This window comes from Microcoleus sp. N3A4 (genome assembly GCF_036701805.1).
Lineage (GTDB): Bacteria > Cyanobacteriota > Cyanobacteriia > Cyanobacteriales > Microcoleaceae > Microcoleus.
Genome location: NZ_JAUBRJ010000017.1, coordinates 1 through 13,221 on the forward strand (window position 1 = coordinate 1; position 13,221 = coordinate 13,221).

Genomic DNA, 13,221 nt, shown 5'->3' on the forward strand with positions numbered 1-13,221 from the left:
CAATTCCCAATTCCCAATTCCCAATTCCCAATTCCCAATTCCCAATTCCCAATTCCCAATTCCCAATTCCCAATTCCTCATGTTGCTATACCTCAGAATAGAAAACTTTGCCTTAATTGACTGCCTCGACTTAGAATTTGGCCCGAGTTTGAACGTATTTACAGGGGAAACTGGCGCAGGCAAATCGATTATCCTAGATGCGATCGATGCAGTGTTGGGCGGCAAGGTCGATCGCCGATCGATTCGCACCGGAGCAGCGCGGGCAATATTGGAAGCTACCTTTGAATTGGACAAAGCCGCGGCTGTGTGGCTGGGCGAGCAAGAAATCGAACCCATAGACGGAAATTTAGCCGTTTGCAGCCGGGAAATTAACGCATCTAGCGGTGTTCTGCGTACCAGATCGCGTTTGAACGGAATTCTGGTCAACCGCCAGTTAATGGACCAATTGCGCGATCGGCTGGTCGAAATTACCGCCCAAGGCCAAACCGTCCACCTCGGACAAGAAACCCTCCAGCGAGAATGGCTCGATTTATACGGCGGCAAAAGGCTCGCTGAAGCGCGATCGACAATCGGCTCCGCGTGGCTGGGAGCCAGCAACGCCAAAACAGCGCTCAAACGCAGGCGTCAGTCGGAACAGCAGCGGCTGCAAAGACTTGATTTGTTAGAATACCAAGTCCGAGAACTCGGCGAAGCCCATATCGAAGACGCAGGCGAACTCGAACAGCTAGAACAAGAATCGATCCGGCTGGGCCACGTAGTCGAATTGCAGCAGCAGAGTTACCAAGTCCACCAAGCCCTGTACCAAAACGAGGGCGACACCGCATCAGCCGCCGACTTGTTGAGCAAAGCCGAAGTAATTTTAAGCGACATGGCCGTTTACGATGTGCAGTTGCAACCAATCCTAGAAATGGTCAGCGATGCTTTAGCTCAAGCCACAGAAGCCAGCAGGCAAATTAGCAGCTACGGCGAACAACTAGAAGCAGATCCCGAAAGACTCGAAGAAGTAGAAGATCGGATTCGCGAACTCAAACAAATTTGCCGCAAGTACGGGCCGCTCAAAGAGGCGATCGCCTACTACCAAAGCATTCAAAACGAACTAAACGAACTTTTAGAAGGAGGCGAGTCAATGGAAGCCTTAGAACTCGCATATCAGACCGCTTTAGAGCAATTAAAAGACGCTTGCAGCCACCTCACTACCCTGCGGCGCGAAGCAGCCCTCAAACTAGAAACGCACCTCGTAGGAGAACTTAAGCCGTTAGCAATGGAAAAAGTGCAGTTTCAAGTCGAAATCTCGCCTTGTACCCCAACCGCCACCGGTGCCGACCAAATCGCCTTTTGTTTCAGCCCCAACCCGGGCGAACCCCTGCAACCCCTGGGCGCGATCGCCTCCGGGGGAGAAATGAGCCGCTTTCTGCTCGCCATCAAAGCCTGTTTTTCCCAAATAGAAAGCGCCGGTACGCTGATTTTTGACGAAATCGACGCCGGAGTCTCCGGGAGAGTCGCCGGCGCGATCGCCAAAAAACTCTACCAACTCTCTGACAAACACCAAGTTCTCTGCGTCACGCACCAGCCGCTGATCGCCGCGATGGCTGATTTTCATTTTCGCGTCAACAAGCAGACGATCGAAGCAAAACCAAGTATCGGCGAACCCCCAGCCGAGTCCGAACCAGTTGAACGCACAGTAGTCAGAGTTGCCGCCCTCAACAGCGAGCAGCGGCGCGAAGAACTCGCCCAACTCGCCAGCGGCCGCTCAGCAACAGAAGCCATCGCCTTCGCCGAATCCCTACTCGTCGAAGCCGCCGGATTGCGCCAAACTCAGTCCGCCAAACCCTGACCAGACTCTCAAGCCGATCGTGGGGTGAAAAGGCGGAGTTTTTCCGAGCTGGAGGTTACACTAAAAATGGCAACCGCAAGTTTTACAAAAAAAAAGCTGAAAGTCCCGTGAGTTTAGTTACGGGACGAAAGCTAAGAGCAGCAAAGTTGAGAGAAATTTTAGTTAAAAATCACAATTGTGTAGAGAAGGGCACACATCACTAGCCACTGGTGGTGTCACAATTGCGGCTAGTCCCACAATGCCATCCCTCTTTCAGCAGTCCTCCCTGCAGTACGCATTCATGTTATTGCGGGCGATCGGCTCTTAGACCTGCCGAACCTACTTAAACCAGGCACGCACAATGTCAAAATCAGTTAATAAACCATTTAAACAAGACTCGCATTCTCTAAAAAGATTGCAGCAATGCCACAGCAGCGTTACCGTCGCACCAGCAGTTAACCAGCAATCCGAACAGAATTGCCCTTGCCCTGTGGCCGGAGTTCTGTAAACTGGGAAATACTTTCACACATACTTGAGTTTTGTGCGACAGGTGACTCACCAATCAACTTGCCCGCTTTCCCAGCTTAGAGACTAACCCTTACACTTAAGCTTTTGTAAAGGTCTATGAAATCTGCATCTTCCACAAATTTATCTTCTCTGGACAACGTGATAGATGTCGCTGTTGTCGGCGGTGAAAATCATCATCAGGAACAGTATTCTCCCCCAGAATTTAAAAGCAGTGCAATTATCCAGCGCCAAGGAAACCTCTCGGGTATTCTCGACCTCCTAAATAAGCAAAGTTTCACAGTAGTAGTTAAGGAAGTAGAAGACAAACTTAAGGTTGTCAATCAAACCCTGGGAATGCTCGACAATATCCTTGAGAGCGAGGGATTTGACGCCATCCTCAACGAGATGTTGCAGTCGATTACCCTCAAAACAGGGGAATTGCTGAATGCCGCTCGCAGCACGATATTTTTATTAGACGACGAAAAAAATGAACTCTGGGCGATCGTCGCCAAAGACGAAAATGGCAAAAGTCTAGAGATCCGAGTTCCGGCCCATGTGGGCATTGCCGGAGAAGTAGCCACAGAAAAAAAAGTGGTGAACATTCCTTATGATTTTTATAACGACCCCCGCTCGACTAACGCCAAAAAAACTGACAAAGAAACAGGATATCGCACTTATACAATGCTGGCGATGCCCCTGATCAACGAAGAAACAGGAGAGTTAGTAGCAGTCGTTCAACTGATTAATAAACTCAAGCCCAACCACGAACATTATGGTATTTTAGACGAACAGATTGACAAGGCAGGATTTACTAAAGAAGACGAACAAGTTTTTAGAGAATTTGCTCCCTCGATTCGCCTAATTCTAGAATCGTCTAAATCTTTCTACGCAGCAACTCAAAGACAACGGGCCGCCACGGCGCTGATGAACGCCGTCAACGCTCTGTCTCAGAGCAGTCTAGACTTAGAAGATACCCTAAAAAGGGTGATGGATCAGGCCCAAGAACTCATGAACGCCGATCGCAGCACGCTGTGGCTGATCGATGAAGACAGAAATCAACTCTGGACAAAAATGCTGATTGGCGGCAAACTCCAAGACGTTCACATACCCAGAACAGCGGGTTTTGCAGGTATTGTTGCCCAATCCGGCGAACCGCTGCTGATTCCGTTTGACGTGTACAACGACCCCCGCGCCGAAACTTCCAAAGAAACCGACAAAAAAACTGGCTACCGTACTTGCAGTATGCTCTGTATGCCAGTGTTTAATGCAGACCACAAATTGATCGGAGTTACTCAATTAGTCAACAAAAAAAGACAAGGAGAATTCCCCCCCTACAACCCTGCAGATTGGCCCCACGCCCCCGAACAGTGGAAAGCGAGTTTCAATCGCAGCGACATGGAATTTATGAAGGCGTTTAACATCCAAGCAGGAGTCGCCCTGCAAAACGCCAAACTGTTTGCAGAAGTCAAACAGCAAGAACAAAGACAAAAAGATATGCTGCACGCCTTGACTAACGGCGTGATTTCTACAGATAAAAAAGGCAATATAGTAGCGACCAATCCCAGTGCCACAAAATTACTGGGTGTCAGCGAGGCCGAATTAGCCGAAGGTCAATCTTTGCGCGAGTTAATTAAGTTAGAAAAAGGCGATTTTGCCAAGTGGTTCGATGCGTCTTTGTGTCCAGAAGACGATAAAGACCGCCAGCAGTATTACCCCGATCAAGTTTTGCTTTCCTGTCAAGGAGAATCGCAGAGTATCAATCTCTCGATTAATTCAATGACCGACGCTACCGACGCCAGCAAGGTCAACGGCGCGTTAGTCGTCATGGAAGATATTAGCAGCGCCAAGCAAGTCAAAAACCTGATGTACCGTTACATGACCCCAGAAGTAGCCGAAGCGCTGTTAGCTTCAGGGGATACAGGATTGGGCGGCAAGCGCAAAAACGTTTCGGTGCTGTTCTCAGACATTCGCAGCTATACCACACTTACGGAAAAATTGCAAGCCGAAGAAGTGGTAGTGATGCTCAACAAATATTTTGAAGTGATGGTAGATGTCGTATTCGAGTACGGAGGCACTCTCGACAAATACATCGGCGACGCTCTGATGGCAGTTTTCGGCTCTCCAGCGCCCCTAGAGGATCATGCTTGGTGCGCGATGCAAACGGCAGTGAAAATGCGGGCAAAACTGGCAGAGTTCAATCAAGAGCGCATGGCACATGGCGAACTGCCGATCGGCATCGGTATGGGCGTGCATTCCGATGAAGTTGTTAGCGGCAACATCGGCAGTAGCAAACGCATGGAATTAACTTCGATCGGAGACGGCGTAAACCTCGCCTCTCGCTTAGAAGGCGCCAGCAAGCAGTACGGCACCGACTTGATCATCAGCGACAATACTTACAGAGATTATGCCGATCGGCTCTACGTGCGAGAACTCGACTTTATCACCGTCAAAGGCAAAAGCGAACCAGTAATCGTTTACGAACTCGTCGGCATCCGCGAGGGATACTCGCCAATTGGCAAGTCACTAACCGAAACACAGGAACAAATTGTAAAACATTACAACAAGGCCCGCGAACATTACAAAACACCAGTTACCCAAAGACTCTCAGAGAGTGAGGTGAAAAACATCTTAGATGAGGTCGCCGAAATGCCGGAGGCAGAGATTAAGAAACTGTCCTACAGTGTCGAGCAACAGTTGGAACACGAACTCAAGAACCTGTTACATCAACTGAAAAAGCTGTCAGAGTACGACCCGAAAAACCTGTCGGAAGCAGACAAACTCATCGTGCTGCTGCAGCCTGAAATCCAACTGCTGAAATTGGAAGGCATCAAAAACCTCTCGGAAGACGAAGCCACAATGCTGCTGCAAGCAAAAATCAAGCAGCTATCAGCAGACGAGATTAAACCCTTGCAAGAGGGCGAAGTCAAAAAACTGTTGGAAGCAGACATCTTAGAACCATCAAATCCCAGAATCAAGAGGCTGAAACCCGCAGATATCAGACAGCTATTGCAGGCGAAAATTAAAAGTCGGGCTGCGGAGACAGTTGCAGAAATGTTAGATGAGGAATTTGAAAATCTGGGACTCGATCGGGTTAAAAAACTGCTGAGCGAGTTTAAGAAAGTCTTAGAACCAAAAGCCAAGCAAGCCTTTAAAGACGCCGAACACGAATTTAACGCCGTTGTGGAAGTCGATCCCAAAAACAAGGCAGCTAAGTTGCACGTCGATCGCTGTAAGTTATTTCAGCACCGGCCTTCAGACGTACTAAACTGGGACGGCGTGTGGAATCTCACAGAAAAATAGCAGCGGCCCACAGCCAATGCTAGGGGTGGCGCCAGGGTTCCGGGCGGGGGGCGATCGCGATCGGGGGTGCGCCTCCCATCCGACCACCAAATTAACCTTAATATCCTGTTGGGGCAATTTTAAATAAGCTCCAACAGGTATCATTGTTAGATAACCCGACTTGAACTCGCTAACTTACTTTCGCCAGATCCCCGCGTTTCGCGCTACCCGTGGCAACAAACAAAGCACTTCTACCATCAGAAGAGCTCAAACAATAGTTACGAGTTGCGCTCGCATTACCCAGTTTACGAACAAAATCTTGGGGAAAGGCGACGAAACATCCGTTCAGAAACCGGGTTTTGACCCCGCGCGCGTAAGCTTTAATAGCGTTGGCGGCTCCTAAAAACAGCTTGCTTTCAGCAGATAGTCAACGTTCCTGTCTTAGATATAGAAAACTACTAGCATCAGTTATGGATAATTGGAATTCGCAATCGGGAGATATTGAGTGGGTAGATCAGGTTTACCAACTATTACTAGAGATTGCTCGCAGCTCGCTGTCACATATCCCCAGAATCCCCGAAAACATCACTCAAAAGTCTCTTCCTCTGATCCAGAAATCACAAAGCATTCAGCAAAGACCACAGGGGCACGGGTTTAAATCCGATTCCTTTTCGGTAAACGATCTTGAATGGGTGGCTCAAGTCCGCCAACTGCTCGAAGAAGTGACCGGCGAGTCTTTGTCGGAGCGGCCAAAAATGCCGGAAAACCTGGCGGGCCGAGCTTTGAGTCTGGCAGATAAGGCACAAAGCATCAAAGAAACAATAGAAGAAAATGCAGCCGGCAGCCCAACAGATGAAGATGAGACTTCCTTGGAGTCTCCAGACGCGCTGCTGAACCTGTTGCACCAGAGTTTAAAAACTCAGCGCGCCAAAAGCTACAAACCCGACGCTCCCGAATGGCAGCAAGTCTTGACTCTGCTAGATGTAGTGAAGTCAATTTACAAGCAAATTCAAAGTTAAATTCAAGCTTAAATTAGGGGGGTCTTCATTGTGCGCGATCGCGTTAAGTAGGTGAGTGCAAAAAAACAATCATATCCGATCGCTAGGGGCGGGTTTTACCAAAAATTTCCGCCTAAAACCAATCATCGAGAAAACCCGCCCCACCCAACGATAAATCGCTTAAACAAGTACAGACAATTGTATTTTTGTCAACTAAACTAGATTTAATCGCTTCTAGGGCAAGAGAACATGAGCGGACAAAACATCGGGGATTTGTCAGGAGAAATATTAGCCGATCGCTATCAGTGCGATCGGCGGCTCGGCAAGCAAGCAGGAAGGCAAACCTTACTCGCCCGCGACTTAAAAACGCAACAGCAAGTAGTCGTCAAACTCCTCTCATTCAGCAGCGACTTTAACTGGGAAGACTTAAAACTGTTCGAGCGAGAAGTCGAAACCTTAAAATCCCTATCCCATGTCGCAATTCCCCGATATCTAGACTCCTTTGAAATCGACACCCCCAACCGCAAAGGATTCGCCCTAGTTCAGAGTTACATCGAAGCCAAATCCCTACAAGAATATCTCTCAGACGGCCGCACCTTCAGCGAAAGCGAAGTCAAACAATTAGCCACAGCATTATTAGACATCCTCGCCTACCTGCACCAGCGACAGCCCCCGGTGATTCACCGCGACATTAAACCCAGCAATATTTTACTCAAAAATCGATCGGGCAACAGCGTCGGCGAAGTCTATCTAGTCGATTTCGGTGCAGTTCAAACCCTAGCCACGCAACAAGGAAAAACAGTCACCGTTGTCGGCACATACGGCTACATGCCGCCCGAACAATTTGGCGGGAGAGCAGTTCCCGCTTCCGACTTATACGGCTTGGGAGCAACCTTAATCGCCTTAATTACCAAGCAGCATCCTGCCGACTTGCCGCAGAAAGATTTGCAGCTAGAATTCGAGCAAATCACCCAACTAAGTCCCGCTTTTACCAATTGGTTGAAGTGGATGACGCATCCGAGTTTAGAGCGCCGTCCCGCCTCAGTCCAGATGGCAAAAGAAGTTCTCGAAAAACCACAGCAAATACATAAATATTCCCTGCCATTGAGACAGGGAAAAACCGTGAACACCTTTAGCTTGTTCAAGAATGCGATCGGGCGCAGCACTTGGATGGGAATTCAATCTGTAGGAGCTTGTGCAGCAATTTACGGCACCTTTATTTTTCCGCTAGTAATCACAATTGTCGCAGGAGTCATTGGTATTTTTCTCGGCTTGCTGCTGGGGTTGGGGAACGGAATAATCGCAGGAATTGTGACGCGCTTGTGGTTTTTTCCCCTAACTAATCCCAAACTTCACCGACAGGTCTTAACTGGAATTAGTATTGTACTATGTACCTCGACAAGTATCGTCTTCTTTCGGATAATGGATTTGAATACGCTAAAGGATTTGAGTGCTGAGATTTTCTTGGTGCTTGCACCGTCGCTAATTGCAGGACTGTCAATGGGGGCAAGTAGCAAGTCTATTGCCCGGTGGTATCAAAAAGAAAGTGGACTGTAATCTAAAATTTAGAGAGCGCTGGACTCACTCCGAGCAAATAAACCGGGTTTTTTGGCAAATGTTGGGGTTGCAATGAAGTATTTTTGTAAAAACCCGGTTTCTGGGTTCCGACGATCGCCTCAAATTCAAATTAATGTAAAAAAACATGACCAGCAAAATATTAGCAGAACGCTACGAAGTGCAGCGACAACTAGGAAAACAAACTGGTCGCCAAACGCTGCTGGCTCGTGACTTACAAACTCAAGAATTAGTTGTCATCAAACAGCTATTCCTCGGCAGCGATTTTGAATGGCAAGACCTCAAGCTATTTGAACGGGAAGCGGAAACTTTAAAAGCACTTTCTCACCCATCAATTCCGCGCTATTTCGACTACCTGGAAATTGACGAACCAAACAGTAAAAGCTTTGCCCTGGTACAGACTTATGTAGAGGGAAAAACTTTGCAAGATCATTTGCGTTCGGGGCGTACTTTTAGCGAAAGCGAGGTGAAACAATTAGCTAAATCGCTGTTAGCAATTTTGAATTATTTGCACAAGCAAAATCCGCCTGTTATTCACCGCGATCTTAAACCCAGTAATATTTTACTGCACAGCAGATCAGGTAACTCGGTCGGACAAGTTTATTTAGTTGATTTCGGTTCGGTGCAAAACCAAGCGGCCAAATTTGGCGGCACAATTACAGTAGTCGGAACTTACGGATATATGGCACCGGAACAATTTGGCGGGCGATCGGTTCCGGCTTCTGACCTCTACGGTTTAGGCGCAACTTTAATTTATTTGGTAACGGGTTTGCATCCTACGGAACTGCCGCAGCAGGATTTGAGAATTCAATTTGGCGATCGGGTAACGCATCTCAATTCTAATTTAATTGATTGGCTGGAGTGGATGACAGAACCAAGTTTGAACAAACGATTATCTTCCGCTGGAGAAGCATTGCGAGCGCTCAAAAATCCGCGCCCTATCAACAAAAGTCCTATGGTGGTGCAGCCGCCACCAGGCAGCGATATTGAACTAACACAAAATTCGGAGTTTATAGAAATTGTAATTCCGCCACAAGGAATCGGTTTTGGTTTAATTGCCCTGCTTTCTGGGGCGGTACCTGCGAATATTTGGTTATTGGGGAATTTGATTTTCACCTATAGCTTAGGGATAAATAACCAATTTATTATGCTAATGCTAATATCAGGAAGTTCTTTATGTGCGGTAGGAGTCATGTTTCTGTTTGCACTATTTCGGGAAGTGTGTCTGAGAATTGATCGGCAGCAAATCTCCTATAGTTGGCATCTGCTCGGATTGAAATGGTATTATTCCCGGCCAGCTCCCAGACAGGACATTTGCCAGTTGGAAATTGAACAAATTAAATACAGAGGTTCTCAGGTGATTATTCAAGCGGGCAACCAAAAATATCAACTAGGAGTGAAGCAGGGACTAAGTGAATTAGAAATCGAGTGGTTAGCAACAGAACTGAGCCAGTGGTTGGGATTGAAAATTAAAAGAACCTATAGCAATCCTACTATAGCAATCCTAAATGATTTGTTGAGAGGTTGCCATAAGTAAAAAGCTTTGGGAAATCAAAAGTTGGGAGATGAGTTACCAACTCAAAATAAATACTTAACGACACTAAAAGATTTGCACAGATGGTAATACAGCGGTTCCCGCTGTATTACCATCTGTGCAAATCAAAGCATTCCCCTCTCAAACTCTGGGATGGGCGTCTCGCCCGTCCGATGTATCTTCCCAGCAGGTGGGACACCCCACAAGCCTCATCCTCAAATTGTGCAACGCCGATCGCCCCCGCTTTCTCTCAATCTCATGCAACCGTCGGCCCCGATCGCCCGTAAAATGCTATCAAAGGGGTTTGGCAAATAGCCGTCATCCCCGATCATCTGTTAACTTGGAGATATTGTTGTGGACTTATCGCTAATTCCGGCACAGCCGAAACCAGGACTGCTCAACGTCCTCATCGAAATTACCGCCGGTAGCAAAAACAAGTACGAATTTGATAAAGACTTGCAAGCCTTTGCTCTCGATCGGGTGCTCTCTTCCTCAGTGCAATATCCGTGCGACTACGGCTTCATACCCAATACCTTAGCCGATGATGGCGACCCCCTCGACGGCATGGTAATGATGGACGAGCCCACATTTCCAGGGTGCATCATCGCAGCCCGTCCGATCGGAATGCTGGAAATGATCGACGGAGGCGATCGCGACGAAAAATTGCTGTGCGTTCCCGACAAAGACCCCCGCTACGCTCACTATAAGTCCCTCAAAGACGTAGCCCCCCACCGCTTGGATGAAATAGCCGAATTTTTTAGATCCTACAAACATTTGGAGAAAAAAGTCACGGAAATTCTGGGCTGGCAAGATTTCGATAAAGTAATGCCCTTGGTGGAAAAGTGCATCGCAGCCGATCGCAAATAAGCCCCTAGAGCGTGTTTTTCAACCCGGAGATCCCCCCTAACCCCCCTTAATAAGGGGGGGACAAGAGGCTTCAAAGTCACCCCCTACTTCTCTTTTTAATGGGGATTTAGGTGGAGGGGAATTTGATTGCAAAGGCAAGAAAATACCTCCTAGCCCGCACTCCTCGACTGCAAACAGACAAAAAATTCAGCAGGCAGAACTTAATGCGATCGCTGTACGTCTAAGAATCCAGTCGAGGAGTCGATCGCGAGCGTTAAATCACTCCTGAATGCTCAGTCACAGGCAGATAGAGCCCAGAAGGCACTCCGGCGGTAAGGTTGAAAAAAATATTATTTGAGCAAGTAGAGACTAAATTCTGCCTTCTGAGGACTGGGTTCTACCTTTAAAGAAATTTAACTGGAAAATTTACTGCGATCGCCTCAAATCAACGCTATCTTAATCTAAACGGATTGCTCAGAACGCAGAAAATCTTCAACCGCAAACAGGGTCGAGAGAATGCTCTCTCAAGTCTAAAATCAAAAAACTAAGAACTAAAAACTAAAATCTCAACCCCAAAATTCCAGCGCATAAACCTAAAAAAAATGCCTAATTCCGAACACTCCCCCGCCAATGCACAGCCTTCCGATCGCAAAACAACTATGGAAAATATTCCTTTGACCGAGTTTGTCGTTCAGTTTTGGGGGGTGCGGGGCAGCATCGCCACCCCCGGCACTAAAACAATTCGCTACGGAGGCAACACCTCTTGCGTAGAAATGCGCTTGGGCAAAAAACGCCTGATTTTTGACGGCGGCACCGGTCTGCGAGTTCTGGGTCTAAACTTGCTGCGGCAAATGCCGGTGGAAGCCCATATGTTTTTCAGTCACACGCACTGGGATCACATTCAAGGGTTTCCGTTCTTTACTCCCGCCTTTATCCCGGGGAACTGCTTTCACATTTACGGTGCGATCGCCCCCAACGGCACTACAATCAAACACCGTCTTGCCGACCAAATGCTGCACCCCAATTTTCCCGTCCCCATCCAAGTGATGCAGTCAGACCTCAAATTCAACGATTTGACTCCGGGCGATATTCTCGAACTCGACGATGTGAAAATAGAAACGGCACTGCTCAACCATCCCAACACCGCGATCGGATATCGAGTCACCTGGGAGGGACACACAGCGGTCTACTGCACCGATACAGAACATTTTCCCGATCGCTTGGACGACAATGTGGTACACCTAGCTCGCAACGCCGACGTGCTGATTTACGACGCCAACTACACCAACGAAGAGTATTACGACTTCAAAACCCCGAAAGTCGGCTGGGGACATTCAACTTGGCAAGCAGGAGTAGAAATAGCGAAAGCTGCGGGAGTCAAAAAGATCGTGATGTTTCACCACGATCCGGGGCACGACGACAATTTTCTCGATCGAGTCGAAGCAGAGGTGCAGGCAGTGTTCGCCAATGGCTGCTTGGCCCGCGAAGGCATGAGCATACCAGTGATTTAGGAAACAAATCGATGCAGGCTCAAAAAAACCGCCAGAAGGCAGAAACACAATGAACCACAAAACCCTCCCCAAGCGCCGCAGGCGAGGATTACGGGGGCTTTACTCAACTTTGCTGGTGTTGATAATTGTCTGCTGTACCGGAGGCGGATGGGTAGCAGCCCAGACTGCCGGCTCTAACACTCCGGCGCGACTTGCTCAAGTATCTGCCATTGAGGATAATGGCACTGTCGATCGCATCCCCGAACGCTACCAACTCGGACAGCAACTGTATCTAGAAAACTGCGCCACCTGTCACATCGGTTTGCCGCCGCAAGTCTTACCAACAGAAACTTGGCGCAGATTGCTGCAAGATTCGCAACACTACGGACAAACCATCAAACTGCTAGTAGACCCGCCCCGCCTGCTAGTGTGGAACTACCTGCAAACTTTTTCCCGTCCCCAAGCCAAAGACGAAGAACTCGCCTACCGAGTCGCGAGCTCTCGCTATTTCAAAGCACTGCACCCCAAAGTAAAGCTACCGCAACCCGCAAATATCAGCAGTTGCGTTACTTGTCACCCCGGCGCATCTCAATACAATTTCCGCAAGCTTACCGCCGAGTGGGAAAACTCTCCGTAGCGAAGATTAAGTTGGTAATTATATCAGAGTGCGAGCTAGACGATCGCACTAACCAGAAAACGGCGATCGCATTCTCCACTAGAGACTTATCAAAAGTGTGGGTGCGATCGTTTCCATTCATGCTTACTGGGCATCGCACCTTACAAATAACCTCTCGCTTTACCCTCATCAATAACTCTGACCAAGAATTTCAAAGGTGGTACCCGCCACGCGATCGAACCGTGGAATCAATCCAAAATCGAAAATCGAAAATCCTCAAGAAAGAGCATTTATCTCGCGCAAGTCAATCGAAAATCTAAAATCGAAAATCTAAAATCGAATGACGGCTAACGGTGAAGTTGTGCGGCTGCCGATAACGTCTGTTGCCAAACCGACCAAACTTGCTAGTCCGTTCCAACTGAGATGTTGCACCATTGTCAATAAGCCTCTTGTGGAACGGGCTCTGGGGCCCGTTCCACAAGAGGAAAATCTACTCTTTGTGGAACAGGCCGGAAAGCCTGTTAAGCGAGAATGGTGCAAGATGTGAGTTCCAACCGAGTGGT

At 48.1% G+C, this 13,221-nt stretch carries 12 protein-coding genes; all 12 read left to right on the top strand.

All coding sequences use genetic code 11. The annotated features are described in order from the left end of the window. Positions 1-79: 79 nt before the first annotated feature. Entirely contained in the window at positions 80-1,834 is a 1,755-nt protein-coding gene (gene recN, locus QUA56_RS12265) for a DNA repair protein RecN (protein WP_333357948.1), read from the top strand. A 340-nt stretch (positions 1,835-2,174) separates the two neighbouring features. Further along, positions 2,175-2,321, top strand: coding sequence for a hypothetical protein (locus tag QUA56_RS12270; protein ID WP_333357711.1), 147 nt, complete (start codon positions 2,175-2,177; stop codon positions 2,319-2,321). Between the two features lie 116 nt (positions 2,322-2,437). Next, positions 2,438-5,620 (top strand): GAF domain-containing protein, encoded by a 3,183-nt coding sequence (locus QUA56_RS12275; protein WP_333357713.1) that lies wholly within the window; start codon positions 2,438-2,440, stop codon positions 5,618-5,620. 449 nt (positions 5,621-6,069) lie between these two features. After that, entirely contained in the window at positions 6,070-6,618 is a 549-nt protein-coding gene (locus QUA56_RS12280) for an inorganic pyrophosphatase (RefSeq protein ID WP_333357715.1), read from the top strand. 228 nt (positions 6,619-6,846) lie between these two features. Continuing rightward, a complete protein-coding gene (locus QUA56_RS12285; protein WP_333357717.1) occupies positions 6,847-8,154 on the top strand; it encodes a serine/threonine-protein kinase in 1,308 nt (435 codons plus the stop codon). Positions 8,155-8,299: 145 nt separating this feature from the next. Next, positions 8,300-9,709 carry a serine/threonine-protein kinase gene (locus QUA56_RS12290; RefSeq protein WP_333357719.1) on the top strand — a complete coding sequence of 470 codons (1,410 nt, stop codon included), beginning with the start codon at positions 8,300-8,302 and terminating at the stop codon, positions 9,707-9,709. Positions 9,710-9,789: 80 nt separating this feature from the next. Further along, positions 9,790-9,993, top strand: coding sequence for a hypothetical protein (locus QUA56_RS12295; RefSeq protein ID WP_333357722.1), 204 nt, complete (start codon positions 9,790-9,792; stop codon positions 9,991-9,993). Between the two features lie 67 nt (positions 9,994-10,060). Further along, positions 10,061-10,573, top strand: a complete 513-nt coding sequence (locus tag QUA56_RS12300) for an inorganic diphosphatase (protein WP_333357724.1) — start codon at positions 10,061-10,063, stop codon at positions 10,571-10,573. A gap of 638 nt (positions 10,574-11,211) precedes the next feature. After that, on the top strand, positions 11,212-12,063 hold the full coding sequence (locus QUA56_RS12305) for an MBL fold metallo-hydrolase (RefSeq protein WP_445242902.1): 852 nt from the start codon (positions 11,212-11,214) through the stop codon (positions 12,061-12,063). 49 nt (positions 12,064-12,112) lie between these two features. Beyond that, positions 12,113-12,679 (top strand): diheme cytochrome C, encoded by a 567-nt coding sequence (locus tag QUA56_RS12310; protein ID WP_333357729.1) that lies wholly within the window; start codon positions 12,113-12,115, stop codon positions 12,677-12,679. 11 nt (positions 12,680-12,690) lie between these two features. Next, positions 12,691-12,978 (top strand): hypothetical protein, encoded by a 288-nt coding sequence (locus QUA56_RS12315; RefSeq protein ID WP_333357732.1) that lies wholly within the window; start codon positions 12,691-12,693, stop codon positions 12,976-12,978. A gap of 20 nt (positions 12,979-12,998) precedes the next feature. Next, on the top strand, positions 12,999-13,205 hold the full coding sequence (locus QUA56_RS12320; protein WP_333357735.1) for a hypothetical protein: 207 nt from the start codon (positions 12,999-13,001) through the stop codon (positions 13,203-13,205). Positions 13,206-13,221: the final 16 nt, after the last annotated feature.